Source organism: Pseudomonas brassicacearum (genome assembly GCF_918698105.1).
In the GTDB taxonomy this organism is placed as follows: Bacteria; Pseudomonadota; Gammaproteobacteria; order Pseudomonadales; family Pseudomonadaceae; genus Aquipseudomonas; species Aquipseudomonas brassicacearum_F.
In genome coordinates this window covers 1-20,969 of the sequence record NZ_CAKKMI010000095.1, presented here as the reverse complement: position 1 = coordinate 20,969, position 20,969 = coordinate 1, and the positions used below count along the sequence as shown (strand labels likewise).

20 protein-coding genes, 1 tRNA gene, 2 pseudogenes and 1 riboswitch are annotated in these 20,969 nt (G+C 61.2%); of the genes and pseudogenes, 20 read left to right on the top strand and 3 right to left on the bottom strand.

What is annotated here, in order from left to right; all coding sequences use genetic code 11:
• Positions 1-78: 78 nt before the first annotated feature.
• Positions 79-771 (bottom strand): uracil-DNA glycosylase, encoded by a 693-nt coding sequence (gene ung, locus LQ215_RS26030; protein WP_230153218.1) that lies wholly within the window; start codon positions 769-771, stop codon positions 79-81.
• Between the two features lie 131 nt (positions 772-902).
• On the opposite strand from ung, the gene LQ215_RS26025 reads away from it, so the two are divergent.
• The gene (locus LQ215_RS26025; RefSeq protein ID WP_230153217.1) at positions 903-2,015 is read left to right on the top strand and encodes an enoyl-CoA hydratase/isomerase family protein; all 1,113 of its coding nucleotides are present in this window, start codon (positions 903-905) and stop codon (positions 2,013-2,015) included.
• Positions 2,016-2,200: 185 nt separating this feature from the next.
• Here LQ215_RS26025 and LQ215_RS26020 read toward each other — a convergent pair whose 3' ends face one another.
• On the bottom strand, positions 2,201-2,611 hold the full coding sequence (locus LQ215_RS26020) for a hypothetical protein (protein WP_230153216.1): 411 nt from the start codon (positions 2,609-2,611) through the stop codon (positions 2,201-2,203).
• Positions 2,612-2,915: 304 nt separating this feature from the next.
• A riboswitch (guanidine-I (ykkC/yxkD leader) is annotated at positions 2,916-3,017 on the top strand.
• Positions 3,018-3,077: 60 nt separating this feature from the next.
• Here LQ215_RS26020 and LQ215_RS26015 point away from each other — a divergent pair.
• The 16 genes and pseudogenes from LQ215_RS26015 to LQ215_RS25940 all read left to right on the top strand — a co-directional run bounded on the left by LQ215_RS26015 (position 3,078) and on the right by LQ215_RS25940 (position 18,327).
• On the top strand, positions 3,078-4,145 hold the full coding sequence (locus LQ215_RS26015) for a putative urea ABC transporter substrate-binding protein (RefSeq protein ID WP_230153215.1): 1,068 nt from the start codon (positions 3,078-3,080) through the stop codon (positions 4,143-4,145).
• A gap of 15 nt (positions 4,146-4,160) precedes the next feature.
• Positions 4,161-4,976, top strand: a complete 816-nt coding sequence (locus LQ215_RS26010) for an ABC transporter permease (RefSeq protein ID WP_230153214.1) — start codon at positions 4,161-4,163, stop codon at positions 4,974-4,976.
• The gene (locus LQ215_RS26005) at positions 4,973-5,761 is read left to right on the top strand and encodes an ABC transporter ATP-binding protein (protein WP_230153213.1); all 789 of its coding nucleotides are present in this window, start codon (positions 4,973-4,975) and stop codon (positions 5,759-5,761) included. The genes LQ215_RS26010 and LQ215_RS26005 overlap by 4 nt, the downstream gene beginning before the upstream one ends.
• A 14-nt stretch (positions 5,762-5,775) precedes the next feature.
• Positions 5,776-6,501, top strand: a complete 726-nt coding sequence (locus LQ215_RS26000) for an urea amidolyase associated protein UAAP1 (protein ID WP_230153212.1) — start codon at positions 5,776-5,778, stop codon at positions 6,499-6,501.
• An 11-nt stretch (positions 6,502-6,512) separates the two neighbouring features.
• A complete protein-coding gene (locus LQ215_RS25995; protein WP_092224906.1) occupies positions 6,513-7,154 on the top strand; it encodes an urea amidolyase associated protein UAAP2 in 642 nt (213 codons plus the stop codon).
• A gap of 300 nt (positions 7,155-7,454) precedes the next feature.
• The gene (gene uca / locus LQ215_RS25990; RefSeq protein WP_230153211.1) at positions 7,455-11,096 is read left to right on the top strand and encodes an urea carboxylase; all 3,642 of its coding nucleotides are present in this window, start codon (positions 7,455-7,457) and stop codon (positions 11,094-11,096) included.
• 22 nt (positions 11,097-11,118) lie between these two features.
• Positions 11,119-12,897, top strand: coding sequence for an allophanate hydrolase (atzF, locus tag LQ215_RS25985; RefSeq protein ID WP_230153210.1), 1,779 nt, complete (start codon positions 11,119-11,121; stop codon positions 12,895-12,897).
• 251 nt (positions 12,898-13,148) lie between these two features.
• A pseudogene (locus tag LQ215_RS25980) lies at positions 13,149-13,766 on the top strand (GGDEF domain-containing protein); the annotation flags it as partial.
• Positions 13,759-13,977 (top strand): cysteine-rich CWC family protein, encoded by a 219-nt coding sequence (locus LQ215_RS25975; protein ID WP_230153209.1) that lies wholly within the window; start codon positions 13,759-13,761, stop codon positions 13,975-13,977. The pseudogene LQ215_RS25980 and the gene LQ215_RS25975, both read left to right, overlap by 8 nt.
• 35 nt (positions 13,978-14,012) lie before the next feature.
• Complete coding sequence (locus LQ215_RS25970) at positions 14,013-14,705, top strand: pseudouridine synthase (RefSeq protein WP_230153208.1); 693 nt, start codon at positions 14,013-14,015, stop codon at positions 14,703-14,705.
• Between the two features lie 310 nt (positions 14,706-15,015).
• Positions 15,016-15,900, top strand: coding sequence for an alpha/beta fold hydrolase (locus LQ215_RS25965; RefSeq protein WP_230153207.1), 885 nt, complete (start codon positions 15,016-15,018; stop codon positions 15,898-15,900).
• 162 nt (positions 15,901-16,062) lie between these two features.
• Positions 16,063-16,136 (top strand) — tRNA-Gly (locus LQ215_RS25960).
• A 268-nt stretch (positions 16,137-16,404) separates the two neighbouring features.
• Positions 16,405-16,572 (top strand): hypothetical protein, encoded by a 168-nt coding sequence (locus LQ215_RS25955; RefSeq protein WP_230153206.1) that lies wholly within the window; start codon positions 16,405-16,407, stop codon positions 16,570-16,572.
• Positions 16,573-17,299: 727 nt separating this feature from the next.
• Complete coding sequence (locus LQ215_RS25950; protein WP_230153205.1) at positions 17,300-17,599, top strand: DUF3077 domain-containing protein; 300 nt, start codon at positions 17,300-17,302, stop codon at positions 17,597-17,599.
• Positions 17,600-17,798: 199 nt separating this feature from the next.
• Positions 17,799-18,044: a type II toxin-antitoxin system ParD family antitoxin gene (locus LQ215_RS25945; protein ID WP_186730547.1), complete on the top strand. Its 246-nt coding sequence runs from the start codon at positions 17,799-17,801 to the stop codon at positions 18,042-18,044.
• Entirely contained in the window at positions 18,037-18,327 is a 291-nt protein-coding gene (locus LQ215_RS25940) for a type II toxin-antitoxin system RelE/ParE family toxin (RefSeq protein WP_230153204.1), read from the top strand. Before LQ215_RS25945 ends, LQ215_RS25940 begins: the two co-directional genes overlap by 8 nt.
• Before the next feature lie 46 nt (positions 18,328-18,373).
• Here the strand turns inward: LQ215_RS25940 and LQ215_RS25935 are convergent, their stop codons facing one another.
• Positions 18,374-18,850: an Lrp/AsnC family transcriptional regulator gene (locus LQ215_RS25935; RefSeq protein WP_057449716.1), complete on the bottom strand. Its 477-nt coding sequence runs from the start codon at positions 18,848-18,850 to the stop codon at positions 18,374-18,376.
• A gap of 145 nt (positions 18,851-18,995) precedes the next feature.
• On the opposite strand from LQ215_RS25935, the gene LQ215_RS25930 reads away from it, so the two are divergent.
• From LQ215_RS25930 to LQ215_RS25920, 3 genes and pseudogenes are all read left to right on the top strand, one after another.
• Positions 18,996-19,625, top strand: a complete 630-nt coding sequence (locus LQ215_RS25930) for a LysE family translocator (protein ID WP_230153203.1) — start codon at positions 18,996-18,998, stop codon at positions 19,623-19,625.
• Between the two features lie 622 nt (positions 19,626-20,247).
• Positions 20,248-20,424: pseudogene (locus LQ215_RS25925) on the top strand (type II toxin-antitoxin system HicA family toxin); the annotation flags it as partial.
• 40 nt (positions 20,425-20,464) lie between these two features.
• Entirely contained in the window at positions 20,465-20,875 is a 411-nt protein-coding gene (locus LQ215_RS25920; protein WP_053119286.1) for a type II toxin-antitoxin system HicB family antitoxin, read from the top strand.
• The last annotated feature ends 94 nt before the right edge of the window (positions 20,876-20,969 follow it).

Below are 20,969 nucleotides of genomic sequence, written 5' to 3'. Positions count from 1 at the left end.
CTCCCACAGGGGATTTGTGTTGCCCTAGAACCCTGTGGGAGCGAGCTTGCTCGCGATGGGGCCCTTGTTGCCGACCATTTAAAGCGCCGGCAATCGCCAATCAATAGGCGCCTCGCCATGTTGCTCGAGGAACTTGTTGGCTCGACTGAAATGCCCGCACCCCAAAAAACCACGATAAGCCGACAATGGCGACGGGTGGACCGAGGTCAGCACCAAATGCTTGGTGGCGTCGATCAGCTTCTGTTTGCTCTGGGCATGGGCGCCCCATAGCAGGAAGACCAGGTTCGGCTGGTGTTCGCTGACCACTTCGATGACCCGATCGGTGAAATGCTGCCAGCCCTTGCCAGCATGGGCGTTGGCGTTGGCGCGCTCCACGGTCATGGTAGTGTTGAGCAGCAACACGCCCTGGTCGGCCCAACTTTGCAGGTAGCCGTGATTCGGGATGTCGATGTTCAGGTCGCGCTTCAATTCCTTGTAGATGTTCACCAGAGACGGCGGCGCTGGCACACCCGGCTGCACCGAGAAGCACAAGCCATGGGCCTGGCCCGGGCCGTGGTACGGGTCCTGGCCGAGAATCACCACCTTGACCTTATCCAGCGGCGTGGAATTGAGGGCATTGAAAATCAGCGGTGCCGGTGGATAAATCTCCTTGCCGGCGGCGTATTCACTGCGCAGGAACTCGCGCAACTCTGCCATGTAGGGCTGGTCGAACTCGGCACGCAGTGCCTGCTTCCAGCTCGGTTCGAGTTTGATACGGTCGTCGGCAGTCATGGTTGCATCCGGTAAAAACAATGGGCGCACCCTAGGAAAGCCTACATGGCTTGTCAATTGATCTGACACAGAACCGGCACTTTCCTACGCAGCGGTCATACTGATCATTCAAATTTCTGATCGAGGTCACGATGAATCTGCACTTCGAAGAGCTCACCGGCATCGACGGTGCCCGTATCGGCATCGCCACCCTGGACGCCGAAAAATCCCTGAACGCCTTGTCCCTGCCGATGATCAACGCCTTGCGTGATCGTCTCGATGCCTGGGCCCGGGAGCCGCAGGTCGTTTGTGTGCTGTTGCGCGGCAATGGCGCCAAGGCCTTCTGCGCCGGCGGTGAAGTGCGCAGCCTGGTGGAGGCCTGCCGTGCCCATCCCGGCGAAGTGCCGCCGCTGGCTGCACAATTCTTCGCGGCGGAATACCGCTTGGACTTCAACCTGCACACCTACCCCAAACCCCTGCTGTGTTGGGGTCATGGCTATGTACTGGGCGGCGGCATGGGGCTGCTGCAAGGCGCCAGTACCCGCATCGTCACGCCAAGCAGTCGCCTGGCCATGCCGGAGATCAGCATCGGCCTGTACCCGGATGTCGGCGCCAGTTGGTTCCTGTCGCGCCTGCCCGGCAAGCTCGGCCTGTTTCTCGGCCTGACCGGCGCCCACATGAATGCCCGGGACGCCATTGACCTGGGCCTGGCCGACCGCTTTTTGCTGGATGAACAACAGGACGACCTGATCGAAGGCCTGCTGCAACTCAATTGGCAGGAACAGACCGAGATGCAGCTCAACAGCCTGCTCAAGGCCCTGCAGCAGGAAGCGGTCGGCCAAATGCCCGAAGCCCAATGGCTGCCGCGTCGACAGAAAATCGATGAATGGCTGGATGTCAGCGATGTGCGCTGCGCCTGGAAAGCCCTCAGCCTGCTGGTGGACTACCCGGATCCGTTGATCGCCCGGGCGGCCAAGACCATGACCGAAGGCTCGCCGCTGACCGCGTACCTGGTCTGGGAACAGATCGCCCGGGCCCGGCATTTGTCCTTGGCCGGCGTGTTCAGGATGGAATACACCTTGAGCCTCAACTGCTGCCGCCATCCGGAATTCAGCGAAGGCGTGCGCGCGCGGCTGATCGACAAGGACCACAAGCCCCATTGGCACTGGCCGGACATCAACCATGTGCCTGAGGCGGCGGTCGAGGCGCACTTTCACAAAGCGTGGGAAGGTCGGCATCCGTTGGCGGATTTGTCCAACGAATAAACGAGCCAGACAAAGAAATCTCTGTGAGAGCGAGCTTGCTCGCGATAGCGACATGTCAGACACATCAATGCTGGCTGACCCGACGCCATCGCGAGCAAGCTCGCTCCCACAAGTGTTATCCCATCGGGTTTATTGCAGGCACAAAAAAAGCGGCGCTCAATGCGCCGCTTTTTGTTGCCCAAAGGTCAGCGGTGGCTGTTGCGTCCATCGCGATCACCACGTCCATGATCGCGATCGCCGCGGCCCCAATGATCACGCCCGCCTCGACCGCGTCGGTCGTCATTCCAACCACCCCGGTTATGGCCGTCCCAGCCACCCCGATTCGGATAAGACCGGTACGCCGCTCGCGGTGGCGAGTAGTAGCGTGGGCCTTGTTGGTAGTAACGCGGTGCCGAGTAATAGCGCGGCGCCGGTTGGTAATACCGCGGGGCGTAATAGCCACGCGGCGCCGAATAATAACTCCCGCCACCGTAATAGACTGGCGCCGGTGAGGTGTAGACCTCGGAACGGTAGTAGCTCGAATCTGCGTCGTAATAAGGCACGCAGGCCGAAAGAGTCAAACCGAGAAACGCAATGAGCAGCAGTCGTCGATACATGGCGGCCTCCTGGACCGCGGATGGGCCACATCAGCGACGCTGATGGGCGGCAGTCAACGTTGTGTGACTGACAACTACTCAGACAGCGAAATCGAAATCTGGTGCGACCTGGCAATAACTAGAAACATGTCGCTCGTCGCCCTCTTCCGGTGCGCCACAGCACCACAAGCAAGCACAAATCTGCCCTCTATCATCCTTTCCCAACAGCTGCCCTCTCTGGCCCGGGCCTTTGCCCGAATTGGCACGGCTCTCGCTTTAACAAATTCCGTGCAGGAGTCATCACAGGTTCGCGGCACCACAATTTGCAATGGCTGACTAGGGTTCCGGCTCGCTTCTGGCGAGTGGCTGGTCCGAGAGTTGGCGACCTCCAGTTGAGGTTACACGGCGGGACAAAAGCCCGGGAGACAAGCCACCGTTCGCGGTGCCGCGTTGCTCCTGTCCGCCCTTGATCAACTGGAGAACCACCATGCTCAAGCTTCGTCTGTCCGCCCTGCTCCTCGCCGCCCTCTCGGCCCTCGCGAGCTTCTCATCCGCCGCTGCCCAAAAAGACCACTTCAGCGTCTGCTGGACCATTTACGCCGGCTGGATGCCTTGGGAATACGCCGGTAGCCAAGGCATCGTTGATAAATGGGCGAAAAAATACGGCATCCAGATCGATGTCGTACAGCTCAACGATTACGTCGAATCCATCAACCAGTACACCGCCGGTCAGTTCGACGGCTGCACCATGACCAACATGGACGCCCTGACCATTCCTGCCGCCGGTGGCGTGGACAGCACCGCGCTGATCGTCAGTGATTTCTCCAACGGCAACGACGGCATCGTCCTCAAGGGCGAAGGCAAGAAAGTCGCCGACCTCAAGGGCATGGACGTCAATCTGGTGGAACTGTCGGTGTCCCATTACCTGCTGGCTCGCGCCCTGGATTCGGTTGGCCTCGCCGAAAAAGACCTGAAAGTCGTCAACACCTCCGACGCCGATATCTCTGCCGCCTTCAACACCGAGCAGGTCAAGGCCGTCACCACCTGGAACCCGATGCTCTCGGACATCAAGGCCCAGCCAGGCGTGAGCGAAGTGTTCAATTCCAGCCAGGTTCCCGGCGAAATCATGGACATGATGGTGGTCAACACCCAGACCCTGCAGGACAACCCAGCCCTGGGCAAAGCGCTGACCGGCGCCTGGTTTGAAGTGGTGGCGCTGATGAATGCGAAAAACGCCGCCAGCCAGGCCGCACTGGAACACATGGCCAAGGCCTCGGGCACCGACCTCAAAGGTTTCCAGGCGCAACTGGATACCACCAAGCTGTTCGCCACGCCCAAGGAAGCCCTGAGTTTCGCCACCAGCGAGCAACTGCCCGCGACCATGGGCAAGGTGGCCGAGTTCTCGTTCCAGCACGGCTTGTTGGGCGAAGGCGCCAAGAGCACCGACGCGGTCGGCATGACGTTCGCCAATGGCGTGACCCGCGGCGACAAGGCCAACCTCAAGCTGCGCTTTGACCCGACCTACGTACAGCTGGCCGCCGACGCCAAACTGTAAACCGGAGGACCTGGCATGCGCCTGATCAACCGCTACCCGGATCGTCCCAGCCGCTTGTTGCTGGTGATCCTGCCATTCGCGCTGGTGTTGTTCGCCTACTTCATGGGCTCGGCCGAACGGTTGACGGACAACCCCAACGACAAGCTCCTGCCCAGCGCCGTGCAGATGGCCGATGCGGTCAAACGCCTGGCCTTCACCGCCGACGCCCGCAGCGGCGAATACCTGCTCTGGCAAGACACCGCGTCGAGCCTGCGCCGGTTGGCCATCGGCCTGGGCATCAGCGCCCTGGCCGGGTTATGCCTGGGCATCGCCGCCGGTACGCTGCCACTGTTTGGCGCACCGCTGTCGCCGTTGCTCACCGTGTTGTCGATGGTGCCGCCGCTGGCCATCCTGCCGATCCTGTTCATCGTCTTCGGCCTGGGCGAACTGTCGAAGGTGATGCTGATCGTGATTGGCATCACACCGTGCCTGGCCCGCGACCTGGAACAGCGCGCCCGGGAAATTCCGCCCGAGCTGCTGATCAAGGCCCAGACCCTCGGCGCGTCGACCTGGACCCTGCTGCTGCGGGTCGTGCTGCCGCAACTGCTGCCACGCCTGTTGATATCCCTGCGGCTGATGCTCGGTTCGGCCTGGTTGTTTCTGATCGCCGCCGAAGCCATCGCCTCCACCGATGGGCTGGGCTATCGGATTTTCCTGGTGCGTCGTTACCTGGCGATGGACGTGATCCTGCCGTACGTGGTGTGGATCACCCTGCTCGCCTGGCTGATGGACTGGGGCCTCAAGCAGCTGACCCGGCAAACGTTCCCTTGGTACGAGGGGGCGAAGGCATGAGCTTCATTACCGTGGACAACGTCTGGCAACAGTATGCCGATCAGGTGGTACTGGAGCGTTTGAACCTGAGCGTCTCTGAGGGTGAGTTCTGCACCCTGGTGGGCGCCTCGGGTTGCGGCAAGTCGACCTTCCTGCGCTTGCTGCTGGGCCAGGAACGCGCCAGCCGCGGACAGATTCTCCTGGACGGCGAACCCTTGGCCGGCGAGCCGGATGCCAGCCGGGGCGTGGTGTTCCAGCGTTACTCGGTGTTCCCGCACCTGAGCGTGCTGGACAACGTGGCCCTGGGCCTGGAGTTGCCGCGCTCGCCGCTGCTGGGCCGCCTGTTTGGCAGCGCCAAGCGCCAGGCCCGCGAAGAAGCTGCACAACTGCTGGACAAGGTCGGCCTGGGCCATGCGCTGGATAAATACCCGGCGCAATTGTCCGGGGGCATGCAACAGCGGCTGGCGATCGCCCAGGCACTGATCATGAAGCCGCGTGTCCTGCTGCTGGACGAGCCCTTCGGCGCCCTCGACCCGGGCATTCGCAAAGACATGCATGCCCTGTTGCTGGAGCTGTGGCGTGAAACCCGGCTGACAGTGTTCATGGTCACCCATGACTTGTCCGAAGGTTTCAGCCTCGGCACGCGCCTGCTGGTGTTCGACAAGGTCCGCGTCGACCCGCACGCCCCCGGCGCCTATGGCGCACGCATCACCTACGACATTCCATTGAACAGCGACCGCCGCACCGCCCGTGCCGCCGTCGACGCCCTGCCCGCCGAACTGGCCGGCACGTTGCGTATCGCTTGAAAGGAGCTCTCCCCATGACCGACTCGACCCAATTGTTTACACCTTCCGCCGAAGAACTGCTGCCCGGCGGCGGCCACCGTTCCTTCGTGCTCAAGCGCGGCCAACTGCTGCGCCTGACCGACCTGCGCGGCGGGGCCAATGTGAGCCTGACGCTGCTCAATGCCAACGAAAAAACCGAACGCCTGAACCTGCCCGACAGCCTCAAATGCCAACACACCGCCAAGCTCACCGCCGGCCATTGCCTGTACTCCGACATGGGCCGGGTACTGGCGGCCATCACCGCCGACACCTGCGGTTGGAGCGACAGCCTGGGCGGCGTGCTCTGCGCCGAGGAAGTTGCGGAGAAATACGGTCAGGGCCGCTATCAGGAACTGCGCAACGGCTTCTTTCGCAACGGCACCGACAACCTGCTGGTGGAGCTGGGTAAATGGGGCCTGGGCCTGTCCGACCTGCTGATGACCCTCAACCTGTTCAGCCGGGTCGATGTCGATGAGGCCGGCGGCTTTCACTTCGTTGAAGGCAACTCCCAGGCCGGCGACTACATCGAGCTGTACGCGCCGATGGACACCCTGGTGGTGCTGACCGCGCTGCAACATCCGATGGACCCGAACCCGCAATACGCCCCGCAACCACTCAAGCTCAGTTGGATGAACGCTGACGCCAGCGTCGCCGAGCACTGTCGCCATTCGCGCCCGGAAAACCAGCGCGGCTTCATCAACACCGACCGCCTGTTCGCCTGAGGATCGCTGCCATGTCACTCGCCATCGCCACCGCACACAAGCAACCCGATACTGCCGTCTACCGCGCCACCATCCCTGCCGGGGAACCGTGGCTGGTGGAGGTCAAGAAGGGCCAGACCCTGCGCATCCTCGACCTGGAAGGCAACCAGGCGGTCGACACGTTGTTCTACAGCCTGGCCAACCCCAAGGAACGCTACGACGTGCAGCGCACCCTGCGCCGGCAGAACAGCGTTTACCTGAGCACCGGCAGCGTGCTGTATTCCAACCTCGGCCACCCGATGCTGACCATCGTCGAAGACACTTGCGGGCGCCACGACACCCTCGGCGGTGCCTGCGCCCAGGAAAGCAACACCGTGCGCTACGCCCTGGAAAAACGCTACATGCACAGCTGCCGCGACAACTACCTGCGGGCCTGCGCCCACGACGGTCGGCTGGGCAAGGGCGACATCGGGCCGAACATCAACTTCTTCATGAACGTGCCGGTCACCGCCGACGGCGGCCTGACCTTCGAAGACGGGATCTCGGCGCCGGGCAAATACGTCGACCTGCGGGCCGAGATGGACGTGATCGTCCTGATCTCCAACTGCCCGCAACTGAACAACCCGTGCAACGCCTACAACCCCACGCCAGCGGAGCTCTTGATATGGAACTGAAACTTACCCGCCTGCGCCGCTGGTTGTTCGGGTTGTGCCAGAGCCGGTCGGGGCAGTGCATCAAATAAACACAGATTTTATGAACACCACCCATCCCCTGTGGGAGCGAGCTTGCTCGCGATAGCGGTCTGTCAGTTACATCAAGGTTGGATGTGCCGCCACTATCGCGAGCAAGCTCGCTCCCACAGGGGGAATCGGGTCTTTGGTTTCGCTCACGGGGACGACCCCGTTGGCCATCGAAAACTGCGGGACGGCCCGCATCCCAGTTCAGGCAGTACGCATGCCTGAGGGGGCAATGTCATGTTCGAAAAAATCCTGATCGCCAACCGTGGCGCCATCGCCTGCCGCATCCTGCGGACCTTGCGTGAGCTGAAGGTCGAAGGCGTTGCGGTGTATTCCCAGGCCGACGCCGCCAGCTTGCATATCTTGCAGGCCGATGAAGCTCACTGCCTGGGCGACGGTGCGGCGGCCGGTACTTACCTGGCGGTGGACAAGCTTTTGGCTATTGCCAGAAGCAGCGGCGCGACCGCGATCCATCCCGGCTACGGCTTTCTCTCGGAAAACGCCGCCTTCGCGCAAGCGTGCGAAGCTGCCGGTATTGCCTTCATCGGTCCGACGCCTGAGCAACTGCGCGTGTTCGGCCTCAAGCACACCGCCCGCGACCTGGCGCGCCGGCATGGTGTGCCACTGCTCGAAGGCACCGAACTGCTCGACAGCCTCGACGCCGCGCTCTTGGCCGGCACTCAGCTCGGCTACCCGGTGATGCTCAAAAGTACCGCGGGCGGCGGCGGCATCGGCATGCGTGTGTGTCGCAGCGCCGCCGACCTGAGCGAATCCTTCGAAGCAGTCAAGCGCCTGGGCCAGAACAACTTCAGCGATGCAGGAGTGTTCATCGAAAAGTACATCGAACGCGCGCGGCATCTGGAAGTGCAGGTATTCGGCGACGGCCTGGGCCAGGTGATCGCCCTGGGCGTGCGCGACTGCTCGGTGCAACGGCGCAACCAGAAAGTCCTCGAGGAAACTCCGGCGCCGAACCTGCCCGAGGGCATGGCCGACGAACTCTGCGCAGCGGCGATCCAACTGGCCCAGGCCGTGAACTACCGCAGCGCCGGCACCGTGGAGTTCGTGTTCGACAGCGACGCCGGGCGCTTCTATTTCCTGGAAGTGAACACCCGCCTGCAAGTGGAGCACGGCGTCACCGAGCAGGTGTGGGGCGTGGACCTGGTGCGCTGGATGGTGCAACTGGCGGCCGGTGATCTGCCGCCGCTGAGCGAGTTGCGCCAGGGTTTGAAAGCCGAGGGCCACGCGATCCAGGCGCGCTTGTATGCCGAGGACCCAGGTCGGGATTTCCAGCCAAGCCCGGGGCTGCTGACCGCCGTGAAATTTCCCCAGGCCGACGGCAAGACGCTGCGCATCGACACCTGGGTCGAGGCCGGTTGCCAGATCCCGCCCTACTTCGACCCGATGATCGCCAAGGTCATCCGCTGGGCGCCAACCCGCGAGCAGGCGCGCCTGGGCTTGCATCAAGCGCTGGACGAAAGCCTGCTGTACGGCGTCGAGACCAACCGCCAATACCTGCAACAGATTCTCCTCGACACACCATTTGCCAGCGGCCAGCCCTGGACCCGCTGCCTGGAAGCGCTGGTCTATCGCGCCAACACCGTTGAAGTGCTCAGCCCCGGCACCCAGACCAGCGTCCAGGACTATCCCGGCCGCCTCGGTTATTGGGCGGTGGGTGTGCCGCCGTCGGGGCCGATGGACAGCCGTTCGCTGCGCCTGGGCAATCGCCTCTTGGGCAACGCAGAAGGTGCGGCAGCATTGGAAATCACCATGAACGGGCCGCTGCTGCGTTTCAACTGCGCTGCCCGAGTGGCGGTGACCGGTGCGGTGATTGCCCTCACGCTCGACGGCGAAGCGGTGCCGATGAACACGCCGTTGTCGATTGCTGCCGGCTCCACCCTCGCCATCGGCCACATCTCTGGTGCCGGGGCGCGCAGCTACCTGTGCCTGCAAGGCGGCGTGCAAGTGCCGGATTACCTGGGCAGTAAAAGCACCTTCACCCTCGGCCAGTTCGGTGGCCATAGCGGACGGGCGCTGTGTACCGGCGACGTGTTGCACCTGGCACCGCTGGATGAGCACGCGATGCTGCCGTCAACGAGCGCGCCGATCCTGGAACTGCCAAGCGTGCGGCAGATCCGCGTGATCAACGGTCCCCACGGCGCGCCCGAATATTTCACCGAGCGCTACATCCAGACCTTCTTCGACACGGCCTGGGAAGTGCACTTCAACTCCAGCCGCACTGGCGTGCGCCTGATCGGGCCGAAACCCGAATGGGTCCGTGCCGACGGCGGCGAGGCCGGGCTGCACCCGTCCAACATCCATGACAATCCCTACGCCATCGGCGCCGTCGACTTCACCGGCGACATGCCCGTCATCCTCGGCCCCGACGGCCCGAGCCTGGGCGGTTTCGTCTGCCCGGTGACGGTGATCGAAGCGGACCTGTGGCAGCTGGGGCAGCTCAAGGCGGGGGACAAGGTGCGGTTTGTGCCGGTGGATATATCGACCGCCCGCTCACTGGCCCTGCAATGGCCCCCCTGTGGGAGCGAGCTTGCTCGCGATGGCGTTCTGTCAGTCACATCGATTTTGGATGTCCCGCCGCTATCGCGAGCAAGCTCGCTCCCACAGGGGATGGTGTCGCCTGTGGTGTTGGATATCGGCCAGGACGATACCCGCCTGGTCGCTCGCCTGGCCGGCGACACCCACCTGCTGCTGGAAATCGGCGCCCCCGAACTGGACCTGGTGCTGCGCTTTCGCGCCCATGCCTTGATGCAGGCGTTGGAACACAAACACCTGCCCGGCGTGATCGACCTGACGCCGGGCATTCGCTCGCTGCAAGTGCACTATCAACCCGAACAACTGCCCCTGGCCGATCTACTGAATATCATCGCCGGCGAGTGGGACGCCGTGTGCGCCGCCCAGGATCTGCAAGTGCCGTCGCGCATCGTCCACCTGCCGCTGTCCTGGGACGATCCGGCCTGTCAGTTGGCCATCGAAAAATACATGACCACGGTGCGCAAGGACGCGCCCTGGTGCCCGAGCAACCTGGAGTTCATCCGGCGCATCAACGACCTGCCCAACCTCGATGAAGTGCAACGCACGGTGTTCGACGCCAGCTACCTGGTGATGGGCCTGGGGGACGTCTACCTCGGCGCGCCGGTCGCCACGCCGCTCGACCCACGGCATCGGTTGGTGACCACTAAATACAACCCGGCCCGCACCTGGACCGCGGAAAACTCGGTGGGCATCGGCGGCGCCTATATGTGCGTGTACGGCATGGAAGGGCCTGGCGGCTATCAGTTCGTCGGGCGCACGTTGCAGATGTGGAACCGTTATCGGGACGTCGCCGCCTTCGACGGCAAGCCCTGGCTGCTGCGGTTTTTCGACCAGATCCGCTTCTACCCGGTCAGCGCCGATGAACTGCTGCGCATCCGTCGGGACTTCCCCCTGGGCCGCTTCGACCTGGAGATCGAGCACAGCCAGCTCAACCTCGCCGACTACCAGAGTTTCCTGGTGCAGGAAGCCGACGGCATCGCCGCGTTCCGCCAACGGCAACAAGGCGCCTTCGAGGCCGAGCGCGAGCGTTGGATCGCCAGTGGCCAGGCGCATTTCGACAGTGAGGAACCGGCCATCGCAACGAGCGAAGATTCGCCGCTGACTGACGGTCAATTGAGTGTCGACAGCCACATCGCCGGCAACCTCTGGCAGGTGCAGGTAGACGTTGGCGCACGGGTCGCCGCCGGCGATGTGCTGGTCATCCTGGAGTCAATGAAAATGGAAATCCCACTGCTTGCGCCCTCGGCCGGCGTGGTGCGCGAGGTGCGCGTCCAGCCAGGTTCTGCAGTGCGCGCCGGACAGCGCGTCGTGGTGCTGGACCGTGACTGAACTCAATCAAAGGATTAACACCATGAACCTCTCTCTTCGCTTGGACGACCTGCGCAATACCTACCGCAGCGGCGCACTGACGCCACGCCAATTGCTGCTGGGCCTGCGGGAAAAGGCCGCGGCGCTGAACCCGGACTATCACCTGTTCATCCACCTGCTGACGGCCGAAGAACTGGAACCCTACCTGACCGCATTGGAAAGCCGCGACCTGGAGAGCCTGCCGCTGTACGGCGTGCCGTTTGCCATCAAGGACAACATCGACCTGGCCGGCATTCCAACCACCGCCGCCTGCCCGGCGTTTGCCTACGTGCCGCACCGTTCGGCGACCATTGTCGAGCAGTTGCTGGCACTGGGCGCGATCCCCCTGGGCAAGACCAACCTCGACCAATTCGCCACCGGGCTCAACGGCACTCGCTCGCCCTACGGCGCCTGCCGCAACAGCGTGTTGCCCGACTATCCCGCAGGCGGCTCGAGCGCCGGTTCGTCGCTGGCCGTGGCCTTGGGCGTGGCGAGTTTTGCCTTGGGCACCGACACCGCCGGCTCCGGTCGGGTGCCTGCAGCGCTAAACAACCTGGTGGGATTGAAAGCCACCCTGGGGTTGATCTCCACGGCGGGCGTGGTCCCGGCCTGTCGCACGCTGGACTGCGTCACGACCTTCACGGCGACGGCCAAGGAAGCCAGTCAGCTGTTGGCGCTGACGGCTCGTCCAGACCCTCGTGACGACTACAGTCGCCACAACCCGCAGTGGAACGATGGCACCGCGTTCGGCGCGCCCCGGCGCTTTCGCTTCGGTGTGCCACGCCAACAGGACCTGGCCTTTTTCGGCTGCCCGGAAGGTCCGCAACTGTTTCAAGAAGCCATCGAGCGACTCGAACGCCTCGGCGGCGAAGCCGTGGAACTGGACTTGTCGCCGTTCCTGGAAGCGGCGCGGCTGCTGTATGAAGGCCCTTGGGTGGCCGAACGCTACAGCGTCGCCGGTCCCTTGATGGAACGTGAGCCGGAGGCCGTACTGCCGGTCATCCGCGCCGTCCTGGCGAAAGCGCCTACGGTGGATGGCGTACAAACCTTCCGTGCCCGTTACCGTTTGCAAGCCCTCAAGGCCCAGTGCGACCGAGCCATGGACGCGCTCGATTGCGTACTCACCCCGACCATCGGCCGGCCGGTGACCCTCGCCGAACTGGCCGCCGAACCGGTGCTGCGCAACTCGGAGCTGGGGTACTACACCAATTTCATGAACCTGCTGGACTACGCCGCCGTCGCCGTTCCCAGTGCGTTCATGGCCAACGGCTTGCCCTGGGGCGTGACGCTGTTCGGCCGAGCCTTCACCGATCAATACCTCTTGAGCGTGGCCGATGCCTTGCAACGTCAACAGGACACGGCCTTGCCAGCTCCCGCCAACCCGGCGCGCCACGACCGGGCGCGGCTGGTGGTGTGTGGCGCACACCTGGATGGGTTGGCGCTGAACTGGCAACTCAAGCAACGCGGTGCGCGGCTGATCGAGGCCACCCAAAGCTCACCGGACTATCGCCTCCATGCCTTGGCCGGCGGCCCCCCCCTGCGCCCCGGCATGCTTCGGGTCAGCGAGGGCGGCGTGGCAATCGAGGTGGAGGTCTGGGAACTGCCGAGCAGCGAACTGGGTTCATTCCTGACCGGCATCCCCGCACCGTTGGGGCTGGGCAAGGTGCAACTGGCCGATGGTCGCTGGGAAAGCGGATTCATCTGCGAATCGTACGGCCTGGAAGGCGCACGGGACATCAGTCACCTGGGCGGATGGCGGGCTTATCTGCGTAGCCTGGAATAAGGCCGAACCTGGGGTGAGGGAGCCTGTTCCCTCACCATCGTCCTACAAACCTGTAAATCCGAATGTCTTTTCCCACAAGGCCACTAAACTGACTTCATTGGGTCTGCGCCAAGGGAATTGCCATGTCGCTCCGTTCGCCGTTGTATTCCCAGCGCAAGCCGCTCCTGGCCGTGGTGGCGCTGCTCGGTACAGGTTTCCTGATCATTGCGTTGCTGGGCTATTACGCAGCCCATGCCTCGGTACGCGAGAACATCCTCAAGGCGCTGTATCTGAACCTGCTGATCGGCATACTCGTGACGCTGGCGGTCCTGGCAATTCTTTACCGGTTGATCAACAGCTACCAACAACGCATCGACGCCCAGGCCACCCTCGACAGCCTGACCGAATTGCCGAATCGCCGTGGCTTCGACCTGCTGGCCGTGCAAGCCCTGCATGAAGCCCAGCGCGAGCCCAAACCCCTGACTGCGCTGCTGGTGGAACTGGACGATTTCAAGCGGCTGGACGCAACCCATGGTCATATCGCCACCGATCAACTGCTGACCGGGTTCGCCCGCGACCTGACGCAAAGCCTGCGGCATTCGGACATCGTGTGCCGCTGGGGCACTGAAGCCTTTGTCGTCCTGCTCAAGGACACCGATGGACAGACCGGTCTGAAAATCGCAGAGAAAATTCGTCAGCACATCGAAACGCAGCGCTATTTCTGCAGTGGAAAACAATTGCTGGTCACCGTCAGCCTCGGCCTCACCACCTTGCAGGACGAAGACACCTTGCACAGCCTACTGTCGCGGACCGATCATGCGTTGCAACGCGCCCGGCAGACCGGGTGCAACCGAATCTGCGTGGACAGGCCTCACTCCAGTTATGAATAAACCCGACCTTTGCCCAGCCTGCGGCGCCGCCAACGATTGCACCCTGGCCGACCCTCGAACCGTCGACCGGGCCTGCTGGTGTTACGGCGTGAGCATCGACCCGGCCGTGCTTGAAGCATTGCCGGCCGAGCTGCGCGACCAGTCCTGCCTGTGCCCACGCTGCGCCCAGGTCGAAACCCAGTTGCGCGCCAAGCCTCGGCCGATAGCGTAAGATGCCCGCCCTCCGCAGCCTCGCCTGAACTGCCCATGCGCGTCGACCGTTTCCTCAGTAATCTGCCGCGATTCAATCGCCAACAAGTGCGCCTGTTGCTGGTGGAACGCCGGGTGCGAATCGACGGCCAGACCGTCAGCGATCCCCATGCCCAAGTCCGTGAATTCAGCCGCGTTGAAGTCGACGACGACGTGCTGCAAACGGGCCGGCCGGCGCGCTATTTCATGCTGCACAAGCCGCCCGGCTGTGTCAGTGCGACTCGCGACCCGCAACACCCCACCGTCCTCGACTGGCTGGACGAACCGGACAAGGACGACCTGCACATTGCAGGGCGCCTGGATTTCAACACCACCGGGCTGATGCTGATCACCAATGACGGCAGCTGGTCGCGGCGCCTGACCCAACCGCAGACCAAACTGCCCAAGGTCTACTACGTCGAAACCGAGCAGATCATCACGGCCGAATACACCGACACCTTCGCCCGGGGCCTGTACTTTGCCTTCGAAGACCTCACCACCCAACCAGCAGAGCTGACGCTGCTGGGGCCCAGATCGGCGCGCTTGGGCATCGTTGAAGGGCGCTATCACCAGGTCAAGCGCATGTTCGGCCACTTCAACAATAAGGTGCTGCGCCTGCACCGCGGGCGCATGGGCCCACTGACGTTGGACGCCCATCTCGGGCCGGGCCAATACCGCGCCTTGAGCCCTGAAGAAATCCAGCTCATCTGATCCCGCTACCGCTGGGCAGAAGTGTCGAACAATTTTCCGGCAGGTACTTGCGTAACGGTCGCCCCCCTGCTTGAATCAAACCGTCGGCCGAAATGTGACCGACGAGTCACCTCATACCTCTAAGAAACTTTTTGCCGGCTGGAACCCTCAGGTTCCGCCTCATCCGCCCGGCAAACTGCCCGTCTATAACAACACCCGTCGACCGTTTTTTTGGATCGACATGGGCCTTATCTTCCAGGCGAATGCCTACCTGTCACATTGCCCGTGCAATCTCATTGCGCGCATACCCGCTTGCCAGGAGTCTTATGACATGAGGCCAGAAATCGCTGTGCTGGATATACAGGGTCAGTATCGGGTTTACACGGAGTTCTATCGCGCAGACGCCGCACAAAAGACCATCATTCTGGTCAACGGCTCAATGGCCACCACCGCGTCGTTTGCACAGACCGCCAAAAACCTCTACCCGCAATTCAATGTTGTGCTGTACGACCAACCCTACGCGGGCAAGTCAAAAGCTCACAACCGACATGAGCAAATGTTGACGAAAGAGATCGAGGGCCAGATCCTCCTGGAACTGATCGACCACTTCGCCGCCGAGCATGTGCTGTCGTTTTCCTGGGGCGGCGCCGCCACGCTGACCGCCTTGGCGCAGCGACCACGGCGCATCGAAAAAGCCGTGATCAGCTCGTTCTCGCCGGTGCTCAATGCGCCGATGCGCGACTACCTGGAACGCGGTGTGGATTACCTGGGCAGCCTGGACGGCGACCGGGTCGGGCACTTGGTCAACAGCACCATCGGCAAGCACCTGCCGCCGCTGTTCAAGCGCTTTAACTATCGCCATGTCAGCAGCCTGGCCGAACATGAGTACGGGCAGATGCACTTCCACATCAGCGATGTGCTCCACAGCGACCGCTTGTGCTACGTCAACGCAGCGAAAAAAATCAACGTGCCGGTGCTGTTCCTGAACGGCGAATGGGACGAATACACCGCGGCCGACGACGCCAGGCTCTTTGCCGATCACGTGCAGTACAGCAGCTTCAGCACACTGCAAGCCACCGGGCACTTCCTGGACATGGAACACAAAGCCGCCTGCCGCGACAGCCGCAACGCCTTGATGGGTTTCCTCACACCGGAGCACCACGAAAGCCGACCGCGCTATAGCTACGTGCAGGGCTACCATGCACTGGCCATCTGAAACCGAGTCCTGGCGAGCAAGCCCCGTCCTGCGCCTTGTGCAACGGGGCTTGCCCGCCAACGACCGCTCTGGTTTGAGACTCGCGTAGACGACTGACCGCACGCTGCGTGAAGAAAAACTTCAAATTCGTGCCCACATCTGGTACAAAGTCAGCCGCTCTGAGCGGGTGTCGTATAATGGCATTACTCCAGCTTCCCAAGCTGATAACGAGGGTTCGATTCCCTTCACCCGCTCCAATCGAATTCTGGTCCTGCGTTATGTGTTTTCGACGGGGGATAAAAAAACCGGCTCTTGGTGGCCGGTTTTTTTTGGTCTGGAATTTGTGGGGGTTTGCTCCCCTTGTGGTCGCGCCGAGGATCTACATGTCGATCTGCTTGTGAAGCGCATGGATAATTCTGGACGCCTCTACAAGGCTGGCGTTGACAAGGTCGACTACCATGTCCTCGAGAAGCATACGAGACACGAACTGATGGCCATGCTTGGGATAAATGACGGAGCAACCCCATGTTTACCATGAAACTCGGATCCACAAAGGAGGCCACGAGTCCATTCGCAGACTTCATTCGTAATGCGAAATCAGAAGAAAAAAAACGCGTCTACCGTGAAGTACTGACCGAAGCTACCAAAAAACAGAATGAAGTGATGCTGGCGGCGCGCGAAAAGCAAGCCTGATTACGTTACTGGATTCCAAAACTGCCCGGCCGAACGCCGGGCTTTTTCATTCTGTCGTTAACCTGCTTTCACACTCTGGCGCCTACAGGCACGCCAGCAAGTTTGGAAAGCCGACTATGGCCAACGAGACGTTGCCCAATCTCACCAACAGGACCTTTTAGAAAGGATAGACAATTGTCCTGAGAAAAATGAGTCCCGTGGCGAGGGAGCTTGCTCCCGCTTGAGTGCGAAGCGCTCACAAGAAGGGCTGCTGCGCAGCCCAGCGGGAGCAAGCTCCCTCGCCACGTATCGCATGGCCCCAGGGGAGATTTGTAGGCAAAATCCGAGAATTGCGTAGGGGGTGCGCTTACGTTGCTTTTCGGCGAGTTTTCGCCTTGTTGCCCTTGTCCTTCGATGGCTACTCTCCAGACGTCGCTGCAAATTCAGCGATCGGGCCTAGGAACCCGTTGAATTCAAGGCGCACAGCGCCCATAAAATTGCAGGCGCTTTTTGCGTTTGCGATGATGTTTTATGGCGGCTGTGCGTGGGACACCCTCGGGTGTGCCGGGTGCCTTGATTCCCGGTTCCTAGCCCACGTACGGCCGCCACCCGAATCTAGGAAAGGATGGCGGCGGTTTCTCAAGTCAAGGAGTGAAACTATGCGAAACGTAATTCCATCTTATTTCCACGCTGACCGAACCAAGCCTCAGCTTCGGGCCAACGACCTTCCGTTCTTCGGAGGCAGGCCATGAACAAAAACACTGAGCTAAAAACCATCGGCTACACCCCCTTCAACTATTCCGCTGATCGAGCACTGTTCCGTGTCAACGGCGGCGTCCCCATCCAAGAGGCATTGGAACGAGCGTCAGATCTTTTGCATCTCGCTCACCGGCTTGCCGAAGACGCGGCGTTTGAAAAGAGCACCGACCGCTACGCCTGGGCTGCGCATTTTTTGTTGGAGATGAGCAAGGCAGTGATTGATGACGTTGTGAAAGTCATTACGCCTAGGCCAGCAACCGTCCCGAAAGAAAGAAACGAGAAAGAATAGGCCTCCCTGCCTGCCAGTGAAATGCAAGGCACTGCGAAGCCTATCGGGCCCCGCTGCTTCGAGCATCGGGGCTTTTTATACTGAACTCCCGCAAATTTTAAATAATCCTGCGCCCATGACGGAGCTTTAGAATGCTCGATACAACACCAATAGTATGATAATTTCTTGCGCTAATAGTCACTCCCCAAGGGATTCAGACATGGGAACCGTTCGTAAAACCATCACCGTCACTGATCAGCAAGACGGCTGGATCAAAGCGCAGATCGAAGCGGGACACTACACCAATGATAGTGAGTACATTCGGGATCTAATTCGGCGAGAGCAGGAGCGGAGCATGCAACTTGAAGCTATCCGGCTTGCCCTTGAGGAAGGTGAGTCCAGTGGGAAACCTCGCTCATTCGATCCCGATGCATTCAAGAAAAGAATGCTGACTGCGCATGGCTGAATACCGTCTTACACCTGCTGCCGAACATGACCTAGAAGTAATCTGGACCTATACCGTCCAGCAATGGGGTGTGGCACAAGCCAATTGGTATATCGACATCATCACAACAGCATTTTCTGAGCTGGCGCAACAGCCCAAAACGGCTCCAGCGTGTGACCACATCCGGCCTGGTTATCGTCGGTGGAGCGTCGAACGGCACATGATTTACTTTCGAATCACCGCTTACGGGGTTGCGATCATTCGTATCCTGCATGATCGGATGGATACATTTCGAAATCTGTGAATGTTAGTCTCCCCCGCTTCTAAATATCCAGCGCATAACAACTGCCTCAGCTCCCCGGCAAATGCCCCAACGGCAACGCCCCCGGCGTCTTCACCGTATTGATCGCAAAGTTACTCCGGATATCGCTGATCCCGGGCAATTTCAACAAATGCCCCGTGACAAAACGGTCATAAGCCCGCAGGTCCGGCACCACGACTTGCAGTAGAAAATCCGACTCGCCCGATACCAGGAACGCCGAAATCACTTCGGGCAATGCCGTCACTGCCTGGCGAAATGCTTCGGCTCGCTCGTCGTTGTGCCGTTCGACCTTGACCCCTACGAAGATTGTCAGCCCGAGGCCCACTTCGTCGCGGTCCAGGACGGCTTGATAACCACGAATCACCCCCGCTTCTTCGAGCATCCGCACGCGGCGCAGGCAAGGTGAGGGGGACAGGCCGATTTCTTCGGCCAGTTGCACGTTGCTCAGGCGGCCGTCGCGTTGCAGCGCGACGAGGATTTTGCGGTCGAAGGCGTCCAGTTTCATGAGTTGGCATTTTCCGATTGGATGACGCAGATATTTGGCAGGTTATGCCAATTTCCAACGCTTTAGAAGCTGTCTTCGCAACCACCTGCCCTGCCCGTCAGCCATAGACTTGGCACTTGCGAATCGTTGATCAAAGGGGTGTGGCATGGCAGAGCTCGGGTTGTTTTTGATGGCGTTGACGGTGGCGTATCTGTTGCCCGGGCCGGACATGATCCTGCTGCTGCAAACCGGTGCCCGTCAGGGCAGGGGCGCGGCGCTGGCGACGGCGGTGGGCCTGGGGGTTGCTCGGGGATGTCATGTTGCCTTGGCGGCGTTGGGGCTTTCGGCGTTGTTCAAGACGGCGCCATGGACATTCGATGTGGTGCGCCTGGCCGGGGCTGCCTACTTGTTATGGGTCGGTTTTCAATGCCTGCGGACCACTTTGTTACCGAGCTTTGAAGACGCCACTGTCGAGACCGGAAAGCGGCGTTGGCACCAGGCGATTCGGCGTGGGCTGCTGACCAATCTGCTCAATCCCAAAGCCTTGCTGTTTTGCTCGGTGTTGTTACCGCAATTCATCGATCCACACGCCGGGCCGGTGCTGGGGCAATTCGCGATCCTGGGCGTGGTGCTGGTGGGCGTCGGCCTGCTGTTCGACTGCGCCTACGCGTTGATCGGCGTGGCACTCGGTCGCTGGCTTCAGCGCTCGCCTTCGGCCCAGCGCGTACAACAGTGGTTGTTTGGGAGTCTTTTGATTGGGTTCGCGGTGCGACTGACGTTTGTGCAGCAGTCATAGGACCTGGGGGATAGGTTGATCGAACTCACAGATGGGAGCTCGGCAAATCGTACCGAAAAAACTGAGGGCTGCTTCAGCCCACCGGAAGTCGGGCTCGCTCATGAATGCGTCGGGTTGCTTGCGATGATGTTGACTGTGTCGCCGCCATCGCGAGCAGGCTCGCTCCCACATTTTTTCCGAGTTGCTCTCAGGTATCGCATTCATCACAACTCCCCTGTGGGAGCAGGCTTGCTCGCGAAAGCGGGATGTCATTCAACATTGATCTTGGCTGACCCGACGCATTCGCGAGCAAGCCCGCTCCCACAGGTTTCGTTTCTTGACTGACACTGATACGAGTCCAAAGTGGTCGGCTTCTTTCGCACTTTTTTCAGCAGCAGGTAAAGATCCAGCTGCCTCACACCTCACCAGCGGGAGCAAGCTCCCTCGCCACCCGCGCATTTGCCCCCTGTTTCACATCCCGAAATAAACCCACCCCGCCCGTCTGCCGCCCTTCTAGGACGCCGCTTCTAGACTTCGTTGCAGTGATTGCGCGTGCCTGCCGAGGTCACCCTCGGTGGTTATAGTGTTGATCATCCATTCGCAGTAGGTATAGTACCCACCAAGCACACCACGCGGAGGTGTAGTGAATAGCCGATTTTTGATAAGCCAGATCCTTGCAGACGGTTGGTATCTGGTGCGGGTGCGGGGCAGCCACCATCATTTCAAGCACCCGACCAAACCGGGGTTGGTCACGGTTCCTCATCCGAAGAAGGACCTGCTCAAGAAAACGGCCATCAGTATTTTGCAACAGGCGCTGCTTCAGCCGGCCCGTTGCTCGACGTTCCCGGAGGACGATGAAAATGCTCTACCCGATTGCGATTTCCATGGGCGATGACAAGCACGCCTGGGGTGTTGAAGTGCCGGATATCCCGGGTTGTTTTTCCGCAGGCGACGACCTGGACGAGGCCATGGCGATGGCGCGTGAGGCCATCGAGGGACACTTCGAGATTCTGGCCGAAGACGGCTCGCCGATTCCGCCAGCCAACACCGTTACCTTGCACGCCGCCAATCCGCAATACGCCGGCTGCACCTGGGCGCTGGTGGACATCGATGTGACCAAGTACCTGGGCAAGGCGCAGAAACTCAACATCACGTTGCCCGGCTACCTGCTCAACCGAATCGATGAATATGTGTTGCACCATCCTGAAGAGAAGAGCCGTTCCGGCTTCCTCGCTTCGGCAGCGCTGAAGGTGTTGCAACAAGGGCGGTGAGAAGCCGCCACTACCTGTGGGAGCGAGCTTGCTCGCGATGGCGGTGTGTCAGACACCCTGGTATGGCTGAGCCGACGCCATCGCGAGCAAGCTC

Coding starts and splice junctions, on each gene's coding strand:
- ung (WP_230153218.1), bottom strand. CDS start 771: ATGACTGCCGACGACCGTATCAAACTCGAACCGAGCTGGAAGCAGGCA.
- LQ215_RS26025 (WP_230153217.1), top strand. CDS start 903: ATGAATCTGCACTTCGAAGAGCTCACCGGCATCGACGGTGCCCGTATC.
- LQ215_RS26020 (WP_230153216.1), bottom strand. CDS start 2,611: ATGTATCGACGACTGCTGCTCATTGCGTTTCTCGGTTTGACTCTTTCG.
- LQ215_RS26015 (WP_230153215.1), top strand. CDS start 3,078: ATGCTCAAGCTTCGTCTGTCCGCCCTGCTCCTCGCCGCCCTCTCGGCC.
- LQ215_RS26010 (WP_230153214.1), top strand. CDS start 4,161: ATGCGCCTGATCAACCGCTACCCGGATCGTCCCAGCCGCTTGTTGCTG.
- LQ215_RS26005 (WP_230153213.1), top strand. CDS start 4,973: ATGAGCTTCATTACCGTGGACAACGTCTGGCAACAGTATGCCGATCAG.
- LQ215_RS26000 (WP_230153212.1), top strand. CDS start 5,776: ATGACCGACTCGACCCAATTGTTTACACCTTCCGCCGAAGAACTGCTG.
- LQ215_RS25995 (WP_092224906.1), top strand. CDS start 6,513: ATGTCACTCGCCATCGCCACCGCACACAAGCAACCCGATACTGCCGTC.
- uca (WP_230153211.1), top strand. CDS start 7,455: ATGTTCGAAAAAATCCTGATCGCCAACCGTGGCGCCATCGCCTGCCGC.
- atzF (WP_230153210.1), top strand. CDS start 11,119: ATGAACCTCTCTCTTCGCTTGGACGACCTGCGCAATACCTACCGCAGC.
- LQ215_RS25975 (WP_230153209.1), top strand. CDS start 13,759: ATGAATAAACCCGACCTTTGCCCAGCCTGCGGCGCCGCCAACGATTGC.
- LQ215_RS25970 (WP_230153208.1), top strand. CDS start 14,013: ATGCGCGTCGACCGTTTCCTCAGTAATCTGCCGCGATTCAATCGCCAA.
- LQ215_RS25965 (WP_230153207.1), top strand. CDS start 15,016: ATGAGGCCAGAAATCGCTGTGCTGGATATACAGGGTCAGTATCGGGTT.
- LQ215_RS25955 (WP_230153206.1), top strand. CDS start 16,405: ATGTTTACCATGAAACTCGGATCCACAAAGGAGGCCACGAGTCCATTC.
- LQ215_RS25950 (WP_230153205.1), top strand. CDS start 17,300: ATGAACAAAAACACTGAGCTAAAAACCATCGGCTACACCCCCTTCAAC.
- LQ215_RS25945 (WP_186730547.1), top strand. CDS start 17,799: ATGGGAACCGTTCGTAAAACCATCACCGTCACTGATCAGCAAGACGGC.
- LQ215_RS25940 (WP_230153204.1), top strand. CDS start 18,037: ATGGCTGAATACCGTCTTACACCTGCTGCCGAACATGACCTAGAAGTA.
- LQ215_RS25935 (WP_057449716.1), bottom strand. CDS start 18,850: ATGAAACTGGACGCCTTCGACCGCAAAATCCTCGTCGCGCTGCAACGC.
- LQ215_RS25930 (WP_230153203.1), top strand. CDS start 18,996: ATGGCAGAGCTCGGGTTGTTTTTGATGGCGTTGACGGTGGCGTATCTG.
- LQ215_RS25920 (WP_053119286.1), top strand. CDS start 20,465: ATGCTCTACCCGATTGCGATTTCCATGGGCGATGACAAGCACGCCTGG.